We start from the raw sequence: 24,403 nt of genomic DNA, 5'->3' as shown, positions 1-24,403 counted from the left end.
GTCAGGGCCGCCAGACCACCCGGTGCTCGGTCAGGTGGGACAGCACCGCGTGATTCGCCTCCCAGCCGTCCGGGAACTTCACCAGCGTGCCCAGCTGGACCGGTTCCGTGGCGGGGTAGTCGTCCAGGAGGTCGGGGACGCCGGCCCGGCAGACCATGATGCAGGCGTGGCGGTGGCGGGAGGCCAGGACGCACAGCCGGCCGGTCTCCAGATGGAACGCGGTGGCGTCGGGCCGGCCGGAGAGCGGGTGCAGGACGACCGTCACGTCGTACTCCCGGCCCTGGAGCCGGTTCGCGGTGTCGACCGTGACGTCCCGGACGCCCAGCTCGGCCAGGGCCGCCCGGACCGCCGCCGCCTGGTCGCGGTGGGCCGTGCCCACGGCGACCCGGTCGGCCGTCAGCGGGGTCGGGTCGGCGGAGCGCTCGGAGGTCGCCGCGCCACCGCGGTCCAGCAGCCGGCGCACCACCGTCGCCACCGCCCGCACCGCCTCCGGGTCCGTGCGCGGAGTGTGCCGGGCGGGCAGCTCCAGCAGGCCCCAGCCGGACTCCGCGGCCTCGTCGATCACCCGGTCCGGGCCGGAGCCGTCCGAGGGCACGGCGAAGGCCAGCCGGCGGTCACCGTGGGCCGTGCCGCTGCGGAACGGCGTGTACGGGTAGAACGCGTCCGACACCAGGGGAGCCGCCGACGCCGGCAGCCGCCAGGACACCGGCAGCCGGTGCTGGGGCAGACCCGGGTTGTGGGCCAGCAGCGTGGTGACCGCCGAGGCCGAGGGGTCGTAGGACAGCCCCGCCCACTGTTCGCCGCCCACGATGGAGAACGGGTCCAGCTGGCCCGGGTCGCCTACGAACAGCGCCCGCTCGAACAGGCCGGCCACGGCGAGCAGGGAGTCCGAGCGCATCTGGTACGCCTCGTCCACGATCGCGTGCCGCCACGGCTCGTCCACCTTCACATGCGCCCACTTCGCGGCGGTGGACAGCACCACCGGCAGCCCGGCGAGGTCGGCCGCCTTCGCCGACGTACGCACCTGCGGCAGCTCGTCCAGCGCCTTGTCGTAGGCGTCGGTGTCACTGCTGTGCAGCCGGCCGACGGGCAGCTCCGGGTTCTTCTCGGCCAGCCGCAGCACCAGGTCGTCGACCTGGGCGTTGGTCTGCGCCACCACCATCAGCGGGCGGCCCGCCGCGGCGAGTTCCAGGGCCGCGCGCACCACCAGCGTCGACTTGCCGGCGCCCGGCGGGGAGTCCACCACGACACCCCGCTCGGTGCCGTGCAGCGTGTCGTGGAGGATCGCCTCGGTGGCGCGGCCGGCCGCGGTGCCGGGATCGAAGTCGACGGTCGTCACAGCACGTCCTCCTCGGTGACGGGGTCGGGGGCTTCCGGCGCCGCCTCGCCCGGCGGGCCGCCGTGCGTCCACGGGGTGTCCTCGGGGTCGGGCAGCTTCGCGCCGCCGCGCTGCTCGTGCTCGAACAGCGTGAAGCAGACCCGGTCGCCCTTCTCCGGCACCGAACCGGGCTCGGGCTCCTTGCCCCGGCCCATCCGGTCCAGGACGCGCAGGGTCAGCACCCCCTCCGCCTCGTACCCGACGAACTCCGCCGACTGCGGCCGGCCGTCCAGCGAGCGGTACACCCGCGCCCGCTCCGCGAGGTGCGGCCGGTCGTCCGTGCGAACGGTCACCAGCGGGCGCGGGCTCGGCCGCCTGCCCTCGCTGTACGCCATCACGACATCGGTCACCTCGCCCGCGAACGCCTCCCCGGCCAGTCGCCGCCCGGCCATCACCAGCGGATCGTCCAGCGCCTCCTGCGCCTCCAGCCGGGCCTGCTCCCGCTCGCGCGTGGCCAGCTTGTTCGCCGCCGTCACCGCGTCGTCCCGGCGCGGCTGCGGCGGCTCGCCGGCCCGCACCCGGTCCCGGTGCGCGGTGAACGACCAGCGGTCCCGCGTCCAGCGGCCCTCCACGTGCGCGCCCGCCGGCAGCGCCCGCAGCAGGTCCAGGCCCCGCCACACCGCGTCCCAGGTGGGCCGGGTGCGGCTTGCGACCAGGTCGCGGATCTCCCGCTCGGCGGCGGTGAGCGCGGCCAGCCGGGCGTCGGCCGCCAGCGGGTCCTCGGCGGCGGCCAGGGCCGTCCGCGCGCGGTCGTACCGCTCGATCGCCGGGGCCAGCAGCTTGTTGTCGAACGCCGGATCGGTCGCGGGACCGGCCGGCGGGCACAGCAGCTGTCCGTCGGCGTCCCGGGCGAGTTCCGCCCGGCGGGCCGCCTCGGCGCCGGTCGTCCCCTCCGGGGGATCGATCCAGGCCAGCAGCGCGCCCAGGTGTTCGTCCTCCAGGCCGGACTGGCCGGTCGCCCAGTGCCGGGACAGCACATCGGTCAGGGCCAGCAGCAGCGAGGAGCCGGGGACGCGGGCCCGCTCGCCGTAGTGGGTCAGCCAGCGGCCGAGCAGCGGCACCCGGGGCGGCGCAGGGTAGGGCGCGTCCGGGTCCTGCTCGGCGGTGCGCCTGAACCGCATCGAGCGGCCCAGCAGCCGTACGAAGTCCAGGCCGGTGCGGCTCGGCACGATCAGCTGGGGCGCGTCCGCGCACAGCTCGGCCGCCACCTTGACCCGCTTGCCGGTCTCCGGGTCGGTCTCGGTGCGCTCGGCCGCCTCCACGGCGTCCGCGTACGACTCGATGTGCGGCAGCACGACGTCGGCGAGGTCGGCGAGGAACGTGAAGCGCAGATCGCGGTCCCGGGGCTGCGGTACGACCAGCAGCCGGGGCGCGTCCCGGTCGGTGCCGACCAGCGCGCCGAGCGGGGCGCCGGTCTCACCGGAGGTGGTCAGCGGCACGAACACCAGCGGGCGGTCGGACAGATGCCGGTGCCGGACCGTCGCCGCCGGCTGGGCCCGGCCGCTGTCCACGGCCTCCAGCCGGGCCAGGGTGGTGATCAGGGACACGCGCGCACCTCCCCGGCGCTCACCGAGGGGTCGTCGGCCGGGAGCGGGGCCGCCCTCTCGGCGGCCGTCCGCAGGGCCTCCGCGCGCAGGGCCGCCGCGCGGCGCAGCGCCGCCACCGCCGGGTCGGCCGGGTCGCCGCTCACGCCCCGGGCGGCGGACAGCACCTCCGCCACGGTGGCCAGGCCGCCCAGCTCGGCCCGCAGGGGCCGGCCCAGCCGGGTGACCGCACCGGCCGCGCGGGCCCGCTCCCGGCAGTGGAAGGCCAGCTCGCAGGCGGACAGGCACTCGGGGGCGTAGGCCGCCGGCACCGCCTCCACCGCCGCCGTCAGCTCCTCGGCGGGCCGGTCGGGCGCGAAGCACGTGCCCTCGGGCAGCGTGTCGGCGATCTCCTCGATCCGGGTGAGCCGGGCGAGCTGGCGGGCGGTGACCGCGCGCTGCTTGCGGATGTCCACGGCGGAGCCCGCGGGCAGGTTCGAGAAGTCCTTCGGGCACACCAGCAGCACCTGGTGGCGCACCTCGGGAACGGGGTCGAGACGGGCGGCGACCTGCTCCAGCGCCAGCACGTACACCGCCGCCTGCCGGGCCGCCGCGCCCGCCTTCGCCGGGTCCGCGGCGCCGTCCACCATCGGGAAGGACTTGATCTCCACCACCGACCAGCCGCCGTCCGGGTGCACCACCACCGCGTCCGGCTCCAGGAAGGCGAGCGAACCGGCCACGTCCAGGGCGAGCATCGGATGGTCCAGCAGCGTCCAGCCGCCCGCCCGGGTGGCCTCGCGCAGCGCCAGCGCCGTACGGGCCGTACGCCCCTCGGGGCCGTGCGCGGTCAGGTCGGGCACGGCCGCGCCGGCGGGCGGCTCGGCGCCCGGGTCGAGCCGGGCGTGCACCAGCCGCAGCAGCTCCGCGCCGCCGTCCGCCTTCACCCGCGCCTCGAACGCGTTGCCCCGGGTCAGCGCGAACTGCGACTGCCCGAAGCCGGACGGGGCGCCCAGCGCCGTCGCCAGCCGGGCCTTGTCCACCCCGGCGCCGTCCAGGATCGCCCGCCGGGCGCAGCCCGGGTTCGCGGCGAGCGCCGCGAGGGCGCGGGCGTCCAGGGCCTTGGCCGGTACGTCGGGACCGCGCAGCTCAGCGAGCCGGTGTCGGAGCCCCTTCGCCCGCGTCGGTGGCGGGGGCGTCCGGTCCGGCCGCGGGGCCGAGCCGCGACTCGCGCTGCCGTGGAATTCGCTCACCCGCCGAAGTCTGGCATCCGGCACTGACAATCGGGGAACCCGTGCCGGAGGCGACCGGGGCGGCGGGGCGCGACAGCCGGGCCCGGAGCCGGTCCACCGCCCGCATGAGCGGCGCCGCCAGCAGGTAGCCGACGCCCATCACGGCGACACCCGCGACCGCGTCCAGGAGGTAGTGGTTGGCGGTGCCCATGACCACGATCGCGGTCACCAGCGGGTAGACCACGCCGAGGACCTTGGTCAGGCGCGTGCCGCCGTGGCGCCACAGCAGCACCCCGCACCACAGCGCCCAGCCCACGTGCAGGCTCGGCATCGCCGCGTACTGGTTGGTCATGCCGCCCAGGCCGCGCGGGGCGCTGGCCTCGCCGCCCCACCAGCCGTACGAGCTGTACTGGGCCATGGTGTCCACGAAGCCGTGGCCGGCGTCCAGCAGCCGGGGCGGGCAGGTCGGCAGCAGGGTGAAGCCGATCAGGCCGATGAAGGTGGACGCGAGCAGCCAGGTGCGCGCGGCCCGGTAGTGCGGGGCACGCGCGCGGAAGAGCCATACCAGGACGGCGGGCGTGACCAGGTAGTGCAGCGAGGCGTACCAGAAGTCGGCCGGCACGCCGAGCCAGGCCTCCCGGGTGAACAGCCGGTTCAGCGGGTGCTCGGCGTTGAGGTGCAGGGTCTTCTCGATGCGCAGGATCGCCAGGCCGTGGTCCACGGCGCCGGAGACGTCACCGCGCGCGAGGAGCCGGCCGGCCGAGTAGCAGCCGTAGACCAGCAGGATCAGCGGCAGCTCGGTCCACCAGCGCGGCCGGGGACGGAGGGCCACCTCGGTGCCCGGTGTCTCGGTCTGCGGCAATCCGATCGCCCTCCCCCTTCTGCTGTGTGCGGTACGCGCGCCCCGGCGGGCGACCGTGCCACTTTACGGTGTCCCTACCGCGCCCATGAGGGGCCCGTCGGCCATGCCCGGTGTGCGTCCGGACCTGGAAGACGCCGGGACCGCCCGCGGGGTTGCCTGCCGGTGGGGTGCGCGATGATGGAGTGGCCGACAACACTCGTAGCTTCCGTGGCGTCCCCGGGGCGCCACCTCTTCCGGAGAGGTCTCCCATGGCACCGCGCATCCTGCTGGCCCGGCACGGACAGACGGCCTGGTCGCTGTCCGGCAAGCACACCGGCAGGACCGATGTGCCGCTGCTGGAGGAGGGCCGGCACGGGGCCAAGCTGCTCGGCGAGCGGCTGCACCGCGCTCCGCTGGACGGGCTGCCGGACGTGGAGGTACGCACGAGCCCGCTCTCCCGGGCGCGCGAGACGTGCGAACTGGCCGGGTTCGGCGAGCGGGCCGAGCGCTGGGACACGCTCATGGAGTGGGACTACGGCGCGTACGAGGGGATGACCCCGGCCGAGATCCAGGCGGTCCGGCCGGGCTGGCTGATCTGGCGGGACGGCGTCCCGGAGGGCGAGTCCGTCGCCGAGGTCGCCGCGCGCGCCGACGAGGTGGTGTCCTGGGCCCGCTCGGCCGACCGCGACGTCCTGGTCTTCGCCCACGGGCACATCCTGCGGTCGATCGGCGCGCGGTGGCTGGGCCTGCCCCTGGACTTCGCGGCCCGCATCCGGCTGAACCCCACGTCGCTGTCCGTCCTGGGCTGGGCGTACGGCGAGCCGGCGATCGAGAACTGGAACGACGTGGGGCACCTCGCCGGGTGACCGGGGGAGCCGTGGCGGGGTGGTGCGGGTACGCCGCTTGCCCCGCCCGGGCCGGTGACTACACCGGCTCCCCGTCCCGTACCGGACGCGGCCCCTTGTAGGACGCGTGCCGGTTCAGGAACTCCGCCACTCCCGACGCCCGCCGGTGCGGCAGCAGTACCCGTGCCGTCCCGGCCAGCATGCCCTGGATCCGCGAGGACTGGACCTGGTCCAGCAGCGCGAGCACCCGCAGTCCCGCCTCCGCCGCCTCGTCGGGACGGCCCTCGCGGGCGAGGTCGTCGGCCAGTTCGGCGGTGTAGAGCGCGATGTTGCGGGTGAAGTGCGGATCCTGCGCCTGCGCGGCGCGCCGCGCCTGCCGGGACGCCCGCCGCCAGTCGCCCAGCGTGGACCAGCACTGCGCCTCCAGGCCCGCCAGCTCGGCCTCGCCGTAGAAACTCATCCACTCCGGGTCCGCGTCCGCGCGGCCCCGCTCGAACAGGGCCTGGGCGCGCGCCAGCGCCCGCTCGCAGCCGGTGCGGTCGGCGAGCCCCGCCCAGCCGCCCGCCTCGCGCAGCGCCAGCAGGGACAGCAGCCGGGCCGAGCCGAGCGGCCGCGCGGCGCGCTGCGCGGCCTGCGCGGCCCGGACCGCCTCCCGGGGGCGGCCCGCGTCCCGGGCGAGGAAGGCGGTGTTGCAGAACGCGTGCGCCTCCAGCCCCGCGTCCCCGGTCATCCGGGCGGTGGCCAGCGCCTCCGCGTAGTGCGAGCGCGCGTCGTCGAAGCGGCCGGAGTCATGGGCCAGCCAGCCGACGGAGATGGCCAGTTCACCGGCGCCCGCGTGCAGCCGGTCGGCGGTGGTCTGCCGGGTGGCGCCGGCGTCGAGCAGCGCGTAGGCGGCGCGCAGCGGGGCCGCCGCGCGCCGGTACAGGCCGTCCGCGCCGTGCCGGTCGTCGAGCAGCCGGATGCGGCGGACGGCCTCCTCCAGGGCCATGGCCTCGGGGATCCCGGCGCGCCGCGGCAGCCGGTCCGCCGCCTCGGCGGCCGGGGCGAGCCCCAGCGGGGCCAGGGTGGCGGCGGCCACCGTGGCGCCTCCGCCGGTCATGAATGCGCGACGCAGCACGTCGCTCTCCTCGTGGTTCGCGTGGTTCGGGGGATCGTTCTGCCAGGGGTCCCGCAGGTCGTACGGCCCACCGGCCCCGGGCGGCTCCCCGGGTGCGGGCCCCCGGGGAGCCGCCACGGCCGTACGCGCCGCCCGGCCGCGGACGGACGAACGAGGCACGAAGCCCAGGTCGGTGAGGGTGCGGCCGGGGAACATGTGCAGGAACACCCGCTCGTAGGCGTAGTTGGGGCAGCGGATCTCGCCCGCCTCGACCCGGCCGATGTAGCGCGCGTCACAGCTCACCCGCTCGCCGATCTCGCGCGCGGCCCGCCGGACCAGCGCGGCGAACTCGGCCGGGGAGCGCGGGCCCCGCAGCCGGCGAAAGGCGAGGTTCGGCCGGGGCGTCCGGTCGGGCTGTGACGAGGTCACCGTTGACGACGTCATGGCCGGGTCCTCTCGTGCGAACCGTCGAACCATGCCGGGACCGGGGCGGTTCCGGGGTGGTACCGGGACGGGACGCCTGGCTGACGCTCCGGCTCCGGCGGGCATGAACGTACCCGCTGTACGGGGTCCGGCACGCGGTGTTTGGCCACAAACCGGGTATCTCCCGTGTGATCTGCCATGAAGTGCCATCCTTTGCGGCGCACTCGGGCCGTGCCTGTTGACGCGTTGTCGCGTTGAACCCCGTGGACCGCAACAGGGCTGTGTGGAGGCCGGCATGGAGACCAGCCAGAGCAACGAACCTTGTACGTCGCCGTCGTCGTCCGCGTGTGCGGGCGACCCGGCATGCGACCTCGTGACGGTACCGGCCCGGCAGGGGCTGGAGGCGGTCGACATCCTGCGGCGAGCGGGAGCGGACGCGGTGGGGCCCGTCCTGCACGACGACGACCGCGACACCCTCGGCTTCCTGGTGCCGGCCGGTACGGCGGCCTGCTGGGACGTGCCGGGCAGCACCTGCACCGAGACGGACGGGCGCGGGCTGAGACTGGACCCCGGGCCCCCGGTGGCGGGCTCGGACTGGCTGCTGCCCCCCGGCGAGACCGACCCCGCCACGGACCCGGCGGTACTGCGCCGGGCCCTGGGGGAGGCGGCCCGGCTGATCGAGGTGGCGGACAAGTGCTGCTGAGGCGTCGGCACGCGCTGCCGAGGCGCGTGCCCCGCGCCCCCGACCGGTCGCCGGCGGGTCCGCGCCCTGCCGTGACACCTGCGAAAATGGGCGGATGGGCAGGTCCAGGAACACCCGGCGCAGGTCGGCCGTCACCGTCGAGGAGCCGGTCGACGGCGGTCTCGCGCAGCTCGTCCCCGACCCCGATCGCGGCCGGGCCTGGACCCTGCTGATCGACGGGGCGCCCCAGTCGCACGTCGACCTGGACGACCCGGCGTACCTCTCCTTCGACTACCAGCGGCGCCTCGGCCATGTCATCGACCTCGCCGCCCCGCCCGGCCGGCCCGTGCACGCCGTGCACCTCGGCGGCGGCGCCTTCACCCTCGCCCGGTACGTCGCCGCGACCCGGCCCCGCTCCACCCAGCAGGTCGTGGAGCGCGACGCGAGCCTGGTCCGGCTGGTCCGCCGCGAGCTGCCGCTGGACGCGAACGCGCGCGTCCGGGTGCGCGCGGCGGACGCCCGGGAGGGCTTGGCCAAGGTGCCGGACGGCTGGGCCGACCTGGTCATCGCCGACGTGTTCAGCGGCGCCCGCACCCCCGCCCACCTCACCTCCACCGAGTTCCTCGACGAGGTCCGCCGGGCCCTGAAACCCACCGGGAGCTACGCGGCCAACCTCGCCGACGGCCCGCCGCTCGCCCACCTGCGCGGCCAGATCGCCACCGCCGCCGCCCGGTTCGGCGAACTCGCGCTGATCGCCGACGCGGCCGTGCTGCGCGGCAAGCGCTTCGGCAACGCCGTCCTGGTCGCCTCCGACGCCCCGCTGCCGCTCGCCGAGCTCACCCGCCGCGCCGCCTCCGACCCGCACCCCGGCCGGGTCGAACACGGCCGGGCGCTCACCGACTTCACCGGCGGCGCGGCGCCCGTGACGGACGAGGTCGCGGTGGCGTCCCCGGCCCCGCCGCCTTCGGTGTTCCGCTAGGGCCGCTGTTCAGGCCCCGCTCAGTACGTGCCGACCTCGACCCGTGGCGGCCCGTCGTGCCAGGTGCAGAACACCGACACCCGGTCCGCGCCCCGGACGAACTCCACCCGGATCCAGCTCGCCGTCTTCCACACCTGCATCGACCAGCCGGTGCCCGGGGTCGCCGAGACCAGCGTGGCGTCGGCCGGACCGAGGTCGAACACCGCCCGGCCGCCGTCGGTGTCGTACGACCTGACCCGGCCGGACGTGCCGGCGGTGACGGACGCGGTGGCGGTGGGGGACGGGGTCCGGGGGCGGGCCGGGGTGGCCGTGGCCGTCCGGGCGGGCGTGTGCCGGGCCGGTTCCTCCGTCGACGGCGGGGCCGGGGAGGCGGCGGGCGCCGGGGGCTCGGAAGGCGTCTGCGGGGCCGACGCGCCGGCCGCCGGGACGGGCAGGGCGCGCGGCGGCTCGTACGCGGTCCCGGCCAGCACCGTGTGCACGCCCCACCAGGACAGCGTGACCGCCGCTCCCGTCGCCAGCAGCCAGGCCAGTACGTGTACGAGTCCTCTGCGCATCGGCGCCATACTGCCTCACCGGATACAGGTCACAGCAGTCACGGCAGGCACAGCAGTCACTCCGGGCGTGGGGAGTTGTCCACAAGCGCGGAGTTGTCCACAGGCTCCGGACGGGCCCGGCCGCATGGCGTACGGTGCGGCGCATGGCAAGTGTGCTCGTGGTCGAGGACGACCAGTTCGTGCGCTCGGCGCTCATCCGGCAGTTGACCGACGCCGCCCACACGGTACGCAGCGTCGGCACGGCGCTGGAGGCGCTGCGCGAGGTCGCCCACGTCCGTTTCGACGTGGTCGTGCTGGACCTCGGACTGCCCGATCTGGACGGCTCCGAGGCCCTGAAGATGCTCCGGGGCGTCACCGACGTGCCGGTCATCATCGCCACCGCCCGGGACGACGAGGCCGAGATCGTCCGGCTGCTCAACGCCGGGGCGGACGACTATCTGACCAAGCCGTTCTCCGTCGAGCACCTGTGCGCCCGGATGGCGGCCGTGCTGCGCCGGGCCCGGGCCGGCGGAGGGGAGACACCGGCCTCGCCCGTGCTCCGCGTCGGTGGCCTGACCGTCGACCCGCTGCGCCGCCAGGCCGAACTCGACGGCGTCCGGCTCGACCTCACGCGCCGCGAGTTCGACCTGCTCGCCTTCCTCGCCGCCCGGCCCGGGGTCGTCGTCCCGCGCCGGGAACTCCTCGCCGAGGTCTGGCGGCAGTCCTACGGCGACGACCAGACCATCGACGTCCATCTGTCCTGGCTCCGCCGCAAACTGGGTGAGACGGCCGCCCGCCCGCGCTATCTGCACACCCTCCGCGGCGTCGGCGTCAAACTCGAACCCCCGGCACCCGAAAGCTCCGCACACGAACACTCCACGCGCGGACCTCGGATGACCTGGCCGGACAGATCCGACCTCCCGGTGTCCCGGCCGGACGGATCCGAGCCCCCGGGGCCCCGGCCGGTCATGCTCGATCCAACGGCGGCCTGGCCGACCGCTCCCGAGCCTCCGGAGTCCCGGCCGGCCATGCCCGAGCCCCCGGCGCCCCGCCACCCCATGCCCGACCTCCCGGTGTCCCGACCGGACAGGTCCCGGCCTTCGGTGCCCCGGCCGGCCGCGCCCGGCACCTCCGCGCCTGGCCCTTCCGTTCACGCGCCCTCCGACCACGGCTCCCGCATTCCCCCGTCCCCCTTCGGCGGCGGGCCGCGATGAGGTGGGCGCTGGTCAAGGTCTGTCTCGCGGTGACCACGATGGTCGTCGTCGCCTTCGCGGTCCCGCTCGGCCTGGTCGTCAAGGAGATGGCCCGTGACCGCGCGTTCTCCAACGCCGAGCGGGAGGCCGCCGCGGTCGCGCCCGCGCTGTCCATCACCACCGACCGGGACCAGCTGGAGCGGGTCGTGGCCTCGGCCGGCGCCGGCTCCCGGATGGCCGTCCACCTGCCCGCCGACGGCGGCCGGGCCGCGCTGGACCTCGGCCGGCAGCGCGCCGCCGCCCGGGACATCCGGGCCGTCCGCGGACTCGGCCGGGCCTCCACCACCACCGTGCCCGGCGGCTCCACGCTGCTCCAGCCGGTCGCCCTCGGCTCGGGCGCGATCGCCGTGGTCGAGGTGTACGTCCCCGAGTCCGAGGTGACCAACGGCGTCGGCACGGCCTGGGCGGTGCTCGCCGCCGTCGGCCTGGCGCTGATCGTCGGCTCGGTGGCCGTCGCCGACCGGCTCGGGGTACGCATGGTGCGGCCCGCGCGCCGGCTGGTGGAGGGCGCGCACGAACTGGGCGAGGGCAAGCTGGGCGCCCGGGTGCCCGAGGACGGCCCGACCGAACTGCGGCTGGCCGCCAGCGCGTTCAACGCCATGGCCGACCAGGTCGTCCAACTCCTCGCCAACGAACGCGAGCTGGCGGCCGACCTCTCGCACCGGCTGCGCACCCCGCTCACCGTCCTCAGACTGAACGCGGCCTCCCTCGGCGGCGGACCGGCCGCCGAGCAGACCCGGGCCGCCGTCGCCCAGCTGGAACGCGAGGTCGACACCATCATCCGCACCGCCCGGGAGGCCAAGCCGCAGACGGCCGCCGCGGGGCACGGCGCCGGCTGCGACGCGGCCGAAGTGGTGCGCGAGCGCATGGAGTTCTGGTCCGCGCTGGCCGAGGACGAGGGCCGTAAGTGGCGGGTGGCCGGGGTGGACCGGCCGGTGCGCGTCCCCGTGGCCCGCGCCGACCTGGCCGCCGCCCTCGACGCCCTGCTCGGCAATGTCTTCCGGCACACCGCCGAGGGCACCGCCTTCGCGGTCGACGTGCACAACGGCGAGGACGCGGTGATCGTGCTCGTCTCCGACGCGGGTCCCGGCATACCCGACCCCCGGGCGGCGATGGCCCGCGGCCGGGGCTCCGGGCACACCGGCTCCACCGGGCTGGGCCTGGACATCGTCCGCAGGCTCGCCGAGTCCACCGGCGGGGACGTACGCATCGGCTCCTCGGTGCTGGGCGGCACGGAGGTGCGGGTCTGGCTCCAGCAAGGCGGCCGGAGGCCGGTGGGCCGTGGCCGGAGAGGGGCCGTGCGCAGGCGCCGCCCGGGCAAATCGGTCTTGGCCTTTAACCGTTCCCGATCGCTTCCTTAAGCGAACCCTAAGGTCCGCGACGGGCGCCCCGGACAAGCGGTTTGTCCGTTTCCGGATCGCTAGCGTGCTGCCGCACCCCACCCCCCCGTGAACAGCGAAGGCAGGCACGCGCATGAGCACGCACCGGCGCAGGATCAGTGGCAGGAACAAGGCGATAGGCGGCCTGCTGGCCGCGGCCGTGATCGGCGGCGGCGCGGTCCTGCTCACCGGCACCGCCAACGCGGCCGGGGTGAACGCCGCGTACACCAGGACCAGCGACTGGTCCACGGGCTACACCGCCCAGTACGTCGTCACCAACAACACCGGTCAGACCGAGAAGACCTGGACGCTGGAGTTCGACCTGCCCGCGGGCGCCACGCTCTCCTCGCTCTGGAACGGCGAGTCGAGCGTCAGCGGCCGGCACGTCACCGTCAAGCCGGCCGCCTGGGACACCGCCGGGCTGGCCCCCGGCAAGTCGGTGACCGTCGGCTTCGTGGTCAGCGGCGGCGGCGACCCGGCCGGCTGCCGCATCGACGGCGCCCCGTGCTCCGCGGACGGCGGCGCCACCCCCGAGCCGAGCGGCCGCCCGACCCAGACCACCCCGGCCCCGGACCCCACCCCCACCAGGACGGCCACGCCCACGCAGACCGCCACCCCGACCCCCACCCCGTCGCAGAGCACCGGCACCGGCAACACCGCCCCCGCCGGCTTCGCCCCCTACGTCGACACCTCCCTCTACCCGGCCTTCGACCTCCTCGGCGCGGCCGACGCCACCGGCGTGAAGAACTACAACCTCGCCTTCCTCACCGACGGCGGCGGCTGCACCCCCAAGTGGGGCGGGGTCACGGACCTCACCGGCGACGGTGTGGCCGCGCAGATCGGCGCGCTGCGGGCCAAGGGCGGTGACGTCCGGGTCTCCTTCGGCGGCGCCTCCGGCTCCGAGCTGGCCACCACCTGCTCCTCCGCGGACGCGCTGGCGGCGGCGTACGGAAAGGCGGTCGACGCCTTCCAGCTGACCAAGGTGGACTTCGACGTCGAGGGCGGCGCGCTGCCCGACAAGGCCGCCAACACCCGCCGTGCCCAGGCCATCGCCAAGCTCCAGGCCCGGCACCCCGGCCTGGACGTCTCCTTCACGCTGCCGGTGATGCCCGAGGGCCTCACCCAGGCCGGCGTCGACCTCCTCGCCGACGCCAAGGCCAACGGCGTGCGGATCGGCGCCGTCAACATCATGGCGATGGACTACGGCGCCTCGTACGGCGGGGACATGGGAACCTACGCCGAGCAGGCCGCGACCGCCACCCAGGCCCAGGTCAAGAGCGTGCTGGGGCTGTCCGACGCCGCCGCCTGGAAGGCCGTGGCCGTCACCCCGATGATCGGCGTCAACGACGTCTCCTCCGAGGTCTTCAAGGTCGAGGACGCCACCCAGCTGGTGAACTTCGCCCAGTCCAAGGGCCTGGGCTGGCTGTCCATGTGGTCCGCCACCCGGGACAAGAGCTGCGCGGGCGGCCCCAAGCCCGCCGCCGACCCCACGTGCAGCTCCGTCGCCCAGGACCCGTACGCCTTCTCGAAGGCGTTCGGCGCCTACAAGTGACCTTCCCCCACGGGAGGATCCGCCCCGGCCGGACGGTTCCGGCCGGGGCGGTGCCGGTTCAGGAGGCCGGCGCCGACGCGGCGCCCTCGTGCAGCAGGTCCCGCAGGTCGCGCGCCTCGTCCGCGCCCAGCTCCTCGTACAGGGCGAGCGCCTCCCGCCAGCAGGACTCGGCCCGGCCGGACTGGCCGAGCCGGGAGAGCGCGCGACCCAGCAGCGTCAGCGCGTTCGCCCGCCACACGTCCCCGCCGACCTCGTTCAGCGGGATCAGCGCGGCCTCCGCCGAGGCCGCGGCAGCCGCCGGGGCGTCCTGGGCGAGGTGGATCTCCGCCATCCGGTAGTGGGTCATGCTCTGCCAGAACAGCAGCCTGCCGCCCCGGAACACCTCAAGTGCCTCGCCGAGCAGGCGCAGCGCGGCGGCAGGCTCCCCGGTGGCGGCCAACGCCAGCGCCAGGGCGTAACGCGCGTTCGCCCCGCGCAGGGCGTGGCCCATCGCGTCGTACATCTCCATCCCCTGCCGGGCGAGCCGGACGGCCTCCTCGGGACGGCCGGCCGCCATGCGGAGGCGGGAGAGGAGGGACAGCGCCATCGCCTCGCCGGGCCGGTCGCCGCAGGCGCGGAAGCCGTCGGCCGCGTGCGCCAGATACCCGTCACCGTCCGCGAGCCGGCGCTGGTACTGCGCGATGACGCCCCTTCGGTAGCAGGCCCAGGCCGTGGTCAGGGGGTCGGTGCCGGTGCTCAGTTCGACGGCCCGCGCGGCGGCTTCGTCCGCTTCCTCGAACCGGCCGCTGATCACATGGGCGTGCGCCACCGTGACCAGCGCCCGCGCCTCGGTCCGCCGGTCGCCGGCCGCGCGGGCGGCGTCGCACAGGGCCAGGGCCGTCTCCTCGTACGCCCGCGCGCCGCTGCCGTCGGACAGGTCGAGCGCGGCCCACAGGGTGTCCACCGCGCGGCCGAGCAGCGGCGGCCGGGCCGACTGGCGTACCACGGAGAGCAGGGATCCGGCCTCCGTGTACAGCCAGTCCTGGGCCTCCCGCGCGCCGGTGAAGGACAGCCCCGGCCGTCCGGCGCCGTGCAGGTGCTCCACCAGCCGGTCCCCGGGCCGCTCGGCCGCGTACGCCCGGGTGGCCGTGGCCAGGTGGAAGTCCAGCAGACGGGCGAGGGCGGCCTCCCGTTCGGCGGGCCCCTCGTCCCGCTCCGCGCAGGCACGCGCGAAGAGGCGGACCAGATCGTGGAAGTGGTAGCGGCCGGGCGCGGCCGACTCCAGCAGGGAGGTGTCGACCAGGGACTCCAGCAGGTACTCGGCGTACTCGGCCGGGAGGTCCAGGACCGCTGCCGCCGCGGCCAGGGAGATGTCGGGGCCGTCGGCCAGGCCGAGGAGGCGGAAGGCGCGGGCCTCAGCCGGGCCCAGCTGCCCGTAGGCGAGTTCGAACGTGGCCTTGACCCCGAGGTCGCCCGCCCGGAGTTCGTCCAGCCGGCGCCGTTCGTCGGCGAGCTTGGCCGCCAGCACCGAGACGGTCCAGGTGCGGCGGGCCGCCAGGCGGGCGGCGGCGATGCGGATGGCCAGGGGCAGGTAGCCGCAGGCCGCGACCACGTCCATGGCCGCCTCGCGGTCCGCCCGCACCCGTTCCTCGCCCACGATCCGCGTGAACAGGGCCAGGGCTTCCTCCGGGGACATGACGTCCAGGTCGACCAGATGGGCGCCCGCCAGGTCCGGCATCCGCACGCGCGAGGTCACCAGGGCCGCGCAGCCGGGGGTGCCGGGCAGCAGCGGGCGGACCTGGGCCGCGTCCCGGGCGTTGTCCAGGACCACCAGGACCCGCCGGCCGCGCAGCAGCGAGCGGTACAGCGCCGCCCGCTCCTCCGCCGAGTCGGGGATCGCCGTGTCCGGGGTGCCGAGCGCGCGCAGGAACGAGCCGAGCACCGTGGCCGGTTCGACGGGATGCCGCCCCGCGCCCTGGAGGTCGGCGTACAGCTGCCCGTCCGGGAAGGCGTCGCTCGCCCGGTGCGCCACCTGCACCGCCAGTGCCGTCTTGCCGACCCCGCCGATGCCCGTGAGGGACGATACGGCCATCACCTCGCCCGCGCCCGACGCGAGCACGTCGCGCAGCTCCTCCACGAAGGCGGTCCGGCCGGTGAAGTCGGATACCGTCGCGGGTAGTTGAGCGGGCACGACGGGCAGGGCGGCCGGTCCGGTCACCGGGGCGGAGGGCACCGAAAGGGCCGGGTCCGCCTGGAGGATCCGCTGCTGGAGGTCGCTGAGGCCCGGCCGCGGGTCCACGCCCAGTTCGTCCCGGAGCAGCCGACGGGTGTCCGCGTACACCGCGAGGGCCTCCGCCTGCCGGCCGCTGCGGTACAGCGCCAGCATCAGCAGTTCGCGCAGCCGTTCGCGCAGCGGGTGGGCCGCCGTCAGCGCGGTCAACTCGGCCACCGCCTCGGCGTGTCGGCCCTGCTCCAGGTCCAAGTCCAGGCGGGACTCCAGCAGTTGCAGCCGCCACTCCTCCAGGCGGGTGCGCTGTGCCTCCGCGTACGGGCCGGGCACGCCAGCCAGCGCCTCGCCGTCCCACAGGGCCAGCGCCCGGTCCAGGGTGTCCCGTGCCCGGCCCGGATCCCCGGCGGCGCGCGCCCGCTCCGCCTCCTCGGTCAGATCGCGGACGACCCACAGGTCGACCGCGTCGCGGGGCAGCGCGCGCATCGCGTACCCGCCCGACTCGCTGACCAGGACCCCGGGGTCGAGGATCTTGCGCAGCCGGGAGGCGTATGTGCGCACGACGGCCAGTGCGGAGGACGGCGGCTTGTCGCCCCACAGGGAGTCGATCAGCTCGGCGGTCGTCGCCGTGCGGCCCTCACGCATCAACAAGGCCGCCAGCAGGGCGCGTTGATTGGGGCTGCCCGTGGGCAGGGGATTTTCGCCCCGCCAGGCGCGTACCGGGCCGAGGAGGGTGAACCGCGGTTCCGGGTTGCCGGATATCGATTCACGCATGACGCCCCCTTCCCGCACGTCAGGGTAACAACCGGCGCGGACGGCGCGTATATCGTTCGTATATCTCGGCGCGCGAATATCTGACGAGCAGTCTTCCGCGACTTGCCCAGTCCGGAGCTGACCTGAGCGGGGGAACCCAGGGGTGGCTCCCTGGGACCCCTGCTCTTCTCGTCGTCTCGGCCAACTCTGGCCCACGGGGCTCGGTTTGAGCTACCGTCATATCACCGGCACCTCCCCGTGACTGTCCATGTCCCCCGCCAAGGGACGCGTATGGCCTGCTCACGGCGGGGCCGGCACCGGACTGGGCATGTCGCACAGAGAAGAGCGCCGTATGCACTCGATGAGTCCTGCTGTCCTGCTCTCGGCCGGAGTCGTGGTGACTCTGGCCTATTTCGTCCTCGTGGCCTATCTCGCCCGGGCGCTGAAGTCGGCACACCGGCTGCCCGTGGTGATCGCGGCGCTGACCGGGCTCGTCGGAGCCCTCCCGGCCATCCTCTACGCGCTGTACTCCGCGCTCAAAGTGATCGCCTGACGCCCGGCGTCCCCCACCGGGGACGACGAAGGGCGCGGCCCGTCCCCCACGACAGGCCGCGCCCTCCGGGCCGAACGGCCCACCCTCACGGCAGGCCGGGTCCTCCGGGCCGAACGGCCCGCCCCCACGGCAGGCCGGGTCCTTTGAGCTAGACCGCCGGCACCGGTGGCAGCGCCCCGCTGCGGGCCGCCTCGCCGTACCAGCGGGCGCTCGACTTCGGGGTCCGTTCCAGCGTCGCGTAGTCCACGTAGACCGCGCCGAACCGCTTGCCGTAGCCGTACGCCCACTCGAAGTTGTCCATCAGCGACCACAGGTAATAGCCGCGCACATCGGCGCCGTCGGCGATGGCCCGGCGCACCTCCGACAGATGCCCGTGCAGGTAGGAGATGCGCTCGGGGTCGTGCACCCGGCCGTCGGGGTCGGGCTTGTCGTCGTAGGCCGCGCCGTTCTCGGTGACGTACAGCGGCAGGCCCGGCGCCTCACGGGTGTAGCGCATGATCAGGTCGTACAGGCCCGTCGGGTCGATGGTCCAGCCCATCTCCGTGCGCTCGCCCGGCGTCTGGTGGAAGAGGATGTCCTCGGAGCACGGCCAGGGGGAGTGCTCGCCGCCGCCGTGCCCGTCCAGCCGGGGCCCCTTCACCTCCCCGGACGCGGCCGATACCAGCGCCGGCGTGTAGTAGTTCAGGCCCAGCGCGTCCAGCGGCGCGTTGATCGTGCGCAGGTCGGTGTCCAGGACGTGACTCCAGTCCGTCACCGCGCGCGTGGCCTCGAACAGCGTCTCCGGGTACGCCCCGTGCAGCATCGGGCCGTGGAAGACCCCGTTGGCCAGGTCGTCGATGCGGCGGACGGCGGCCAGGTCGGCCGGGTCCTGGCTGAGCGGGCGCACCACCGAGGAGTTGAGGCTGACCGCGATCCGGTTCTGGGCCGGCATCGCCGCGCGCAGTGCGGACACGGCCAGCCCGTGCCCCAGGTTCAGGTGGTGCGCGGCGCGCAGGGAGGCCGCCGGATCGGTGCGGCCGGGCGCGTGCACCCCGGAGCCGTACCCCAGGAAGGCGCTGCACCAGGGCTCGTTGAGGGTCATCCACTGCTCCACCCGGTCGCCGAGCGCCTCCCCGACCAGCCGCGCGTACTCGGCGAAGCGGAACGCGGTGTCCCGCTCCGGCCAGCCGCCCGCGTCCTCCAGCTCCTGCGGGAGGTCCCAGTGGTAGAGCGTGAGCGCCGGCTTGATGCCGTGCTCCAGCAGCTCGTCCACCAGCCGGCGGTAGAAGTCCAGGCCGCGCTGGACCGCCGGACCCCGGCCCGTCGGCTGCACCCGGCTCCAGGAGACGGAGAAGCGGTACGCGGTCAGGCCCAGCTCCGCCATCAGCGCCACGTCGTCGCGGTAGCGGTGGTAGTGGTCGACCGCGACGTCCCCGGTCTCACCGCCGGCCGTGCGGCCCGGCGTATGGCTGAAGGTGTCCCAGATCGACGGGGTGCGGCCGTCCTCCCGCACCGCCCCCTCGATCTGGTACGCCGAGGTCGCGGCGCCCCAGAGGAAGGCGGGCGGAAAGGTCGGTGTCATCGGTTCGGGCATGGAGGCTCTCCCAGGGGTCGAGTGCACGCATTATGCATGGGAGCGCTCCCACGACGGAAGGGGGAGGGTGCGGTGGTGCGAGGCGGCAGGGGGGCGTGCGGGGGTGCGACGCGACAGGGGGCGTACGGGGGCGCGGTGCGGCGGACGGCCCGTCAGGCGGACTCCCGCACCACCAGTTCCGTGGGCAGCACCACCCCGCGCTGCCCGGTGCCGCGCTGGGCGATCTCCTCCAGCAGCAGGCTCGCCATCGTGCGGCCCATCTCCGCCAGCGGCTGGCGGACGCTGGTCAGCGGCGGGTCGATGTGCCGGGCCACGATGGAGTCGTCGAAGCCGACCAGCGCCACGTCCCCGGGTATCCGGCGGCCCGCCGCGCGCAGTTCCTGCACCGCGCCGGAGGCCATCACGTCGGAGGCGGCGAAGACGGCGTCGAGGTCCGGGCGCCGGCGCAGCAGTTCCCGCATGGCCGCGCGCCCGCCCTGCTCGGTGAAGTCGCCCGCCGCGATCAGCTCCTCGGCGACCGGGACCCCGGCGTCCCGCAGCGCGTCCCGGTAGCCGTCGAGCCGGGCCCGCGCCGCGTCCATGTCCAGCGGTCCGGTGATGGTGGCGACGGCCCGCCGCCCGCCGGCCAGCAGGTGCCGTACGGCGAGCCGGGCGCCGCCCCGGTTGTCCGCGCGGACATGGCCGAGCCGCTCCGCCTCGCCTCGGCGCCCGGCGAGCACGGTCGGCACGGCCAGTTCCGCGAGCCGGTCGGGCAGGGTGTCCTCGGCGTGCACCGCCATCAGCAGCACCCCGTCCACCCGCTGCGCGGCCAGGTAGCCGGCCAGCCGTCCGTACTCGGTCTCGTCGCCGGTGAGCACCAGCAGCAACTGCATGCCCGCGCTGGAGAGTCCGGCGGACACGCCCAGGATGATCTCCGAGAAGTACGGCTCGGCGAACAGGCGGCTCTCGGCGTCGGGCACGACCAGCGCGACCGAGTCCGTGCGGCGGGTGGCCAGCGAGCGGGCGGCGCGGTTGGGGACGTAGCCGAGTTCCGCGATCGCCCGCTCGACGGCCGCCCGGGAGCGGTCGCTGACCTTGGGGGAGCCGTTGATGACCCGGGAGACCGTGCCCCGGCCCACGCCGGCGCGGGCGGCCACGGCGTTCAGGGTCGGTCGCCGCACGTCCACCGTCCGGGGCGGCTGCGGCTGTTCGGCAGGGCTCATCGTTCACCTTCCGGCGGTCCGGGTCGGGGGCGCTTCATTCTGGCCCAGGAATTCCGGCAACCGCCCCGCGGTGGCGGGCGGTTGCCCGCGGGAAGCCGTCGCCCCCGCCGGTGACCTGCGGCGACGCCGGCCGGACCGTGCCCGGCCGAGGTGAGCGGGGCGACACGTTCCCGTGACGTACGGAACACGCTTGCGCAACAACGCCGTCTTCAAGTCTTGACACCCGGCCCCGGCACGGACGAGTCTTCCGGCATGCCGCGTGGGAGCGGTCCCACGGGGTGACCGGGGCTCTCTTCCGTTCGGACGAAACCACCCATGGCCTTCCCCTCTACCTTGCATGGCACACCGTTGACCAGCACGTTTCCATCGCACACCGTGTGCTGTTGGCTAGCCGCTGCTCGATCCGAGAGGGCAGGTCCGGACCGCCCGGCCCGGCGGTCCGAATCCTGAGGTCCCGTTCCCCACTGGAACAAGGAGTAGTGGAATGCGCATCACCCGTACCGGCGGTGGCCACGGCCGCAGAGCGGCGATCACGGTCACGACGGCCCTGACCGCCTCCGCCCTGCTGCTGACCGGTTGCAGCAGCGACGACGGCGAGGCGGGCAGCACGGACGCCAACGGCAACATCACCCTCACGGTGGCCGACTACGGGCAGTTCGGCTACAAGGAAGCCAACCTGTTCGCCAAGTACCACGAGCTGCACCCGAACATCACGGTCAAGGAAGAGACCACCGCCAACGAGCAGGACTACTACCCGAAGCTCCTTCAGCAGCTGAACACGGGCAGCGGCCTGGCGGACGTCGTCGGTGTCGAGGTCGCGCGCATCAAGGAGGTCGTGGACACCCAGGCGGACAAGTTTACCGACCTCGGCAAGACCATCAACGTCGGCGACTGGGTGTCCTGGAAGGCCAAGCAGGCCACCGCCAAGGACGGCACGGTGATCGGCGCCGGTACCGACATCGGCCCGATGTCCCTGTGCTACCGCAAGGACCTCTTCGAGAAGGCGGGTCTGCCCACCGACCGCGAGGCCGTCGCCAAGGCCGTCGCCGGCGGCTGGGAGGACTACCTCAAGCTCGGCGAGCAGTACCAGAAGAAGGCGCCCTCCGGCACCTACTTCATGGACTCCGCCTCCGCGATGTACAACGCGGTCGTCTCCTCCTCCTCCCAGCAGTACTACGACGCCGACGGCGAGGCGGTCTACAAGGACAGCCCGTCCGTCAAGCAGGGCTGGAACCTGGCCGCGGAAGCCGCCGAGAAGAAGCTCAGCCAGGGCCTGCCGCAGTTCACCGACGCCTGGACCGCGGCCCTGCGCAAGGGCAGCGTGGCCACCGTGGCCTGCCCGGCCTGGATGGCCGCCCAGATCTCCACCAACTCCGGCGACGCCTACAAGGGCAAGTGGGACATCTCCCGCGCGCCCGGCTCCACGGCGGCCAACTGGGGCGGCTCCTTCCTGACCGTTCCCAAGAGCGGCAAGCACGTCAAGGAGGCCCAGGAGCTGGTCAAGTGGCTGACCGCGCCCGAGCAGCAGGCCGCGGTGTTCAAGGCCGCCGGTATCTTCCCGTCCAACCAGAAGGCATACGACCTGCCCGACGTGAAGAACGGAAAGCTCCCGTACTTCAGTGACGCCCCCATCGGCCAGATCTTCGCCGAGGAGGCCAAGACCATCCCCGAGGCGGTGCTCGGCCCGAAGGACGGCGTCATCAAGGACACCATCTCCAACCAGATCAACAACATGGAGAAGCGGGGCACCGACCCCGACGACGCCTGGAAGGCCGCGACCGAGACGCTCGACAAGGCGCTCGGCTGACCGGCCCGGGTGCGGGCGGCCCCCGAGCCGCCCGCACCCCGCCCGTACGGGCGACCCCGCCCCCGCCGCCGGCAGCGCAGACCGGCGCGCGGCACGGGGATCCCGGCCAGGTCGCCGGGCTCCCGCCGGGCCCGGCCTCCGGGCCGGCGACGGGAGCCCGGCGGCAGGACCCGGGCCCGGGCGGGTGAGTTGCCCGACGACGTGGAGCGGCGCCCGGCCCCGGGTGCCGCCGCCACGGCGTCACCGGCGGGGACCGGCGGCCGACGGCCGGGTTCCGCCCCACACGCACGTCAGGCCGCGGCACGGGTCGTCCGCCACCGTACCGATCCGCGCGGGGAGCGGCGGACCGGTCCCCTTACGGACCGCGCCGTACGCCCCACCGGCCGAAACCTTCAGGGAAGGACTCCCTCCGTGGCAACGACAACCCCCGCCCGGGGTGCCTACACCCCGCCGTCCGGCGGCTCCGGTGCCGCGTCGAACGGACGCGGCTCATGGCGCAGCCGGCTGTGGCGCTTCGACGACAAGGCGTCGCCGTACGCCTACATCGCCCCCTTCTTCCTGATCTTCGGCGCCTTCGGGCTCTATCCGCTCCTCTACACCGGCTGGATCGCCCTGCACCGGGTGGAGATGACGGGCCTCGACCAGTCCGAGTGGGTGGGCCTCGACAACTTCTCCAGGATCCTCCAGGACGCCGAGTTCTGGACGGCCGTCTCCAATACCTTCGTCATCGGTGTCATCTCCACCGTGCCGCAGCTGCTGGTGGCCCTGGGCCTCGCCCATCTGCTCAACTACAAGCTGCGCGCCAGCACCTTCTGGCGGACCGTCATCCTCACCCCGTACGCCACCTCGGTCGCCACGGCCGCCCTGGTCTTCGCGCTGGTCTTCCGCGCCGACGGCGGCATCCTCAACTGGGTGCTGCATTTCTTCGGCGTCGGCAACATCGACTGGGGCAACGGGACCTGGACCTCCAAGATCGCCATCTCGGTCATCGTGATCTGGCGGTGGACCGGCTACAACGCCCTGATCTACCTGGCCGCGATGCAGGCGGTCCCCACCGATCTGTACGAGGCCGCCTCCATCGACGGGGCGTCGCGCTGGCAGCAGTTCCGCAAGGTGACCATTCCCTCGCTGCGGCCGACGATCCTGTTCACCATCGTCATCTCGACCATCGGCTCGATGCAGTTGTTCGGCGAGCCGCTGCTGCTCCAGGGCGGCACCCTCGGCTCGATCGGCGGCAGCGAGCACCAGTACGAGACGCTCAGCATCTACCTGTTCAACTACGGCTGGAAGCTGGGGCATCTGGGACCGGCGGCGGCCGTGGCCTGGGCCATGCTCGTCCTGCTGCTGCTGATCGCCCTGATCAACTGGATCGTCGGCCGGTTCGTGCGCAAGAACGCGGCCTGACGGGAGCGACATCGATGACCACGACCAGTCCCACCAAGACCTCGGCGCTGGACCTCCTCCAGACACCGTCTCCCCCCACCCCCGGCAAGGGCCGCAGCCGGCTCCGCCTGGGCGCCGGCCAGCAGTTGCGGGGCGGCCCGTTCACCTACGCCGCCCTGATCGTCGTCGGGCTCGGCTCGATCCTGCCGCTGTACTGGACGCTGGTGGCCGCCTCGCACGACCAGCAGCGGGTCCTGGACAGCCCGCCGCCGCTGCTGCCGGGCGGCAGACTGGCGAGCAACCTCCAGGCGGCCTGGGACCAGGCGCACCTGGGCAAGGCCATCGTCAACAGCGTGATCGTGGCCGGCAGCATCACCGCCGCCACCCTGTTCTTCTGCACCCTCGCCGGTTACGCCTTCGCCAAGATGCGCTTCCGCGGCCGGAACGTGCTGATGACCGCGGTCATCGCCACCCTGACCATCCCGCCCCAGCTCAGCGTCGTCCCGCTGTTCATGATGATGTCGGACATCGGGTGGGGCGGAAAGCTGGAGTCGGTGATCTTCCCGACCCTGGTCGGCGCGTTCGGCGTCTTCTTCATGCGCCAGTACCTGATCGAGGCGCTGCCGTACGAGCTGATCGAGGCGGCCAAGGTGGACGGGGCGAGCAACATCCGCATCGTGTGGAGCGTGGTGCTGCCCGTGGCCCGGCCCGCGATGATGGTGCTGGGCATGCTCACCTTCGTCCAGGCATGGAACGACTTCTTCTGGCCCTTCCTCGCGCTGAACCAGCAGGACCCCACCATCCAGGTGGCTCTCGGCCAGCTCAGCGCCTCCTACACGCCCGACCAGAGCATCGTCATGGCCGGCGCGCTGATCAGCACCCTGCCGCTGCTGCTCGTCTTCGTGATCTTCGGCAAGCAGATCGTCGGGGGCATCATGGCGGGCGCGGTCAAGGGCTGACCCCCGGCCGCGGGGCCCGCCCCGCCGGACCGGCCCACCGCGGGCCGGCCCGTGTCCCACCGCCGGCGCGCCCGGCGCGCCGGCCCACCCCTCGTGTCCGGTCCGGTACCGCCCACCTCCTCATCCGCCCCGCAGCGGGCCGTACCGGACCGGACACCACCCGGCCCCGCCGGGGCCGTACCGAACGCGACGCCCACCGCCCGGCCGGGGCCGCGCCACCGGCCCCCGCACCGCGTACCGGACCGCCGCACCCA

The 24,403-nt window shown here is 74.5% G+C and carries 18 protein-coding genes and 1 pseudogene; 10 read left to right on the top strand and 9 right to left on the bottom strand.

Annotated elements, in window-relative coordinates:
* Nucleotide 1: 1 nt before the first annotated feature.
* Genes HB370_RS15820 through HB370_RS15805 form a run of 4 tightly spaced genes read right to left on the bottom strand, consistent with a single transcriptional unit; the run spans nucleotide 2 to nucleotide 4,992 of the window.
* Entirely contained in the window at nucleotides 2-1,339 is a 1,338-nt protein-coding gene (locus HB370_RS15820) for an AAA domain-containing protein (protein WP_030782526.1), read from the bottom strand.
* Nucleotides 1,336-2,925 (bottom strand): hypothetical protein, encoded by a 1,590-nt coding sequence (locus HB370_RS15815; protein ID WP_030782524.1) that lies wholly within the window; start codon nucleotides 2,923-2,925, stop codon nucleotides 1,336-1,338. Before HB370_RS15815 ends, HB370_RS15820 begins: the two co-directional genes overlap by 4 nt.
* On the bottom strand, nucleotides 2,916-4,046 hold the full coding sequence (locus HB370_RS15810) for a hypothetical protein (RefSeq protein WP_051815678.1): 1,131 nt from the start codon (nucleotides 4,044-4,046) through the stop codon (nucleotides 2,916-2,918). Before HB370_RS15810 ends, HB370_RS15815 begins: the two co-directional genes overlap by 10 nt.
* Nucleotide 4,047: 1 nt before the next feature.
* The gene (locus HB370_RS15805; protein WP_030782518.1) at nucleotides 4,048-4,992 is read right to left on the bottom strand and encodes a phosphatase PAP2 family protein; all 945 of its coding nucleotides are present in this window, start codon (nucleotides 4,990-4,992) and stop codon (nucleotides 4,048-4,050) included.
* A gap of 248 nt (nucleotides 4,993-5,240) precedes the next feature.
* Between HB370_RS15805 and HB370_RS15800 the strand changes: the two genes are divergently transcribed.
* Nucleotides 5,241-5,837, top strand: coding sequence for a histidine phosphatase family protein (locus HB370_RS15800; protein WP_030782514.1), 597 nt, complete (start codon nucleotides 5,241-5,243; stop codon nucleotides 5,835-5,837).
* 58 nt (nucleotides 5,838-5,895) lie between these two features.
* Here the strand turns inward: HB370_RS15800 and HB370_RS15795 are convergent, their stop codons facing one another.
* Nucleotides 5,896-7,356, bottom strand: coding sequence for a hypothetical protein (locus HB370_RS15795; RefSeq protein ID WP_030782510.1), 1,461 nt, complete (start codon nucleotides 7,354-7,356; stop codon nucleotides 5,896-5,898).
* Between the two features lie 274 nt (nucleotides 7,357-7,630).
* On the opposite strand from HB370_RS15795, the gene HB370_RS15790 reads away from it, so the two are divergent.
* A complete protein-coding gene (locus HB370_RS15790) occupies nucleotides 7,631-8,038 on the top strand; it encodes a hypothetical protein (RefSeq protein WP_030782507.1) in 408 nt (135 codons plus the stop codon).
* Nucleotides 8,039-8,132: 94 nt separating this feature from the next.
* Entirely contained in the window at nucleotides 8,133-8,996 is an 864-nt protein-coding gene (locus HB370_RS15785; RefSeq protein WP_030782504.1) for a fused MFS/spermidine synthase, read from the top strand.
* Nucleotides 8,997-9,016: 20 nt separating this feature from the next.
* On the opposite strand, the gene HB370_RS15780 is transcribed toward HB370_RS15785, so the two are convergent.
* A complete protein-coding gene (locus tag HB370_RS15780; RefSeq protein WP_030782502.1) occupies nucleotides 9,017-9,550 on the bottom strand; it encodes a hypothetical protein in 534 nt (177 codons plus the stop codon).
* A 143-nt stretch (nucleotides 9,551-9,693) separates the two neighbouring features.
* Here HB370_RS15780 and HB370_RS15775 point away from each other — a divergent pair.
* From HB370_RS15775 to HB370_RS15765, 3 genes and pseudogenes are all read left to right on the top strand, one after another.
* A pseudogene (locus tag HB370_RS15775) lies at nucleotides 9,694-10,377 on the top strand (response regulator transcription factor); the annotation flags it as partial.
* Nucleotides 10,378-10,739: 362 nt separating this feature from the next.
* Nucleotides 10,740-12,143: a HAMP domain-containing sensor histidine kinase gene (locus HB370_RS15770; RefSeq protein ID WP_030782499.1), complete on the top strand. Its 1,404-nt coding sequence runs from the start codon at nucleotides 10,740-10,742 to the stop codon at nucleotides 12,141-12,143.
* A gap of 112 nt (nucleotides 12,144-12,255) precedes the next feature.
* Nucleotides 12,256-13,713 (top strand): cellulose binding domain-containing protein, encoded by a 1,458-nt coding sequence (locus HB370_RS15765; protein ID WP_030782497.1) that lies wholly within the window; start codon nucleotides 12,256-12,258, stop codon nucleotides 13,711-13,713.
* 58 nt (nucleotides 13,714-13,771) lie between these two features.
* On the opposite strand, the gene HB370_RS15760 is transcribed toward HB370_RS15765, so the two are convergent.
* Nucleotides 13,772-16,693: an AfsR/SARP family transcriptional regulator gene (locus HB370_RS15760; protein WP_030782494.1), complete on the bottom strand. Its 2,922-nt coding sequence runs from the start codon at nucleotides 16,691-16,693 to the stop codon at nucleotides 13,772-13,774.
* Nucleotides 16,694-17,000: 307 nt separating this feature from the next.
* On the opposite strand from HB370_RS15760, the gene HB370_RS15755 reads away from it, so the two are divergent.
* Complete coding sequence (locus tag HB370_RS15755; protein WP_244405536.1) at nucleotides 17,001-17,225, top strand: hypothetical protein; 225 nt, start codon at nucleotides 17,001-17,003, stop codon at nucleotides 17,223-17,225.
* A 148-nt stretch (nucleotides 17,226-17,373) separates the two neighbouring features.
* On the opposite strand, the gene HB370_RS15750 is transcribed toward HB370_RS15755, so the two are convergent.
* A complete protein-coding gene (locus HB370_RS15750) occupies nucleotides 17,374-18,798 on the bottom strand; it encodes a GH1 family beta-glucosidase (protein ID WP_030782489.1) in 1,425 nt (474 codons plus the stop codon).
* Between the two features lie 152 nt (nucleotides 18,799-18,950).
* Nucleotides 18,951-20,000 (bottom strand): LacI family DNA-binding transcriptional regulator, encoded by a 1,050-nt coding sequence (locus tag HB370_RS15745; protein ID WP_030782486.1) that lies wholly within the window; start codon nucleotides 19,998-20,000, stop codon nucleotides 18,951-18,953.
* 484 nt (nucleotides 20,001-20,484) lie between these two features.
* On the opposite strand from HB370_RS15745, the gene HB370_RS15740 reads away from it, so the two are divergent.
* The 3 genes from HB370_RS15740 (at nucleotide 20,485) to HB370_RS15730 (ending at nucleotide 24,149) form a co-directional block, all read left to right on the top strand.
* Nucleotides 20,485-21,807 carry an ABC transporter substrate-binding protein gene (locus HB370_RS15740; protein ID WP_030782483.1) on the top strand — a complete coding sequence of 441 codons (1,323 nt, stop codon included), beginning with the start codon at nucleotides 20,485-20,487 and terminating at the stop codon, nucleotides 21,805-21,807.
* Nucleotides 21,808-22,218: 411 nt separating this feature from the next.
* Complete coding sequence (locus tag HB370_RS15735; RefSeq protein WP_030782480.1) at nucleotides 22,219-23,211, top strand: sugar ABC transporter permease; 993 nt, start codon at nucleotides 22,219-22,221, stop codon at nucleotides 23,209-23,211.
* A 14-nt stretch (nucleotides 23,212-23,225) separates the two neighbouring features.
* Complete coding sequence (locus tag HB370_RS15730) at nucleotides 23,226-24,149, top strand: carbohydrate ABC transporter permease (RefSeq protein WP_030782477.1); 924 nt, start codon at nucleotides 23,226-23,228, stop codon at nucleotides 24,147-24,149.
* Nucleotides 24,150-24,403: the final 254 nt, after the last annotated feature.

Source organism: Streptomyces sp. DSM 40868 (assembly GCF_011820545.1).
GTDB lineage: Bacteria > Actinomycetota > Actinomycetes > Streptomycetales > Streptomycetaceae > Streptomyces > Streptomyces eurythermus.
This window is presented reverse-complemented; position numbering and strand designations above follow the sequence as displayed.

Excerpts from the sequence above, each read along its gene's own strand:
- HB370_RS15750 (WP_030782489.1), bottom strand. The coding sequence starts at position 18,798 with ATGCCCGAACCGATGACACCGACCTTTCCGCCCGCCTTCCTCTGGGGC.
- HB370_RS15760 (WP_030782494.1), bottom strand. The coding sequence starts at position 16,693 with ATGCGTGAATCGATATCCGGCAACCCGGAACCGCGGTTCACCCTCCTC.
- HB370_RS15740 (WP_030782483.1), top strand. The coding sequence starts at position 20,485 with ATGCGCATCACCCGTACCGGCGGTGGCCACGGCCGCAGAGCGGCGATC.
- HB370_RS15785 (WP_030782504.1), top strand. The coding sequence starts at position 8,133 with ATGGGCAGGTCCAGGAACACCCGGCGCAGGTCGGCCGTCACCGTCGAG.
- HB370_RS15765 (WP_030782497.1), top strand. The coding sequence starts at position 12,256 with ATGAGCACGCACCGGCGCAGGATCAGTGGCAGGAACAAGGCGATAGGC.
- HB370_RS15745 (WP_030782486.1), bottom strand. The coding sequence starts at position 20,000 with ATGAGCCCTGCCGAACAGCCGCAGCCGCCCCGGACGGTGGACGTGCGG.
- HB370_RS15770 (WP_030782499.1), top strand. The coding sequence starts at position 10,740 with ATGAGGTGGGCGCTGGTCAAGGTCTGTCTCGCGGTGACCACGATGGTC.
- HB370_RS15730 (WP_030782477.1), top strand. The coding sequence starts at position 23,226 with ATGACCACGACCAGTCCCACCAAGACCTCGGCGCTGGACCTCCTCCAG.
- HB370_RS15795 (WP_030782510.1), bottom strand. The coding sequence starts at position 7,356 with ATGACGTCGTCAACGGTGACCTCGTCACAGCCCGACCGGACGCCCCGG.
- HB370_RS15800 (WP_030782514.1), top strand. The coding sequence starts at position 5,241 with ATGGCACCGCGCATCCTGCTGGCCCGGCACGGACAGACGGCCTGGTCG.
- HB370_RS15780 (WP_030782502.1), bottom strand. The coding sequence starts at position 9,550 with ATGCGCAGAGGACTCGTACACGTACTGGCCTGGCTGCTGGCGACGGGA.
- HB370_RS15755 (WP_244405536.1), top strand. The coding sequence starts at position 17,001 with ATGTCGCACAGAGAAGAGCGCCGTATGCACTCGATGAGTCCTGCTGTC.
- HB370_RS15790 (WP_030782507.1), top strand. The coding sequence starts at position 7,631 with ATGGAGACCAGCCAGAGCAACGAACCTTGTACGTCGCCGTCGTCGTCC.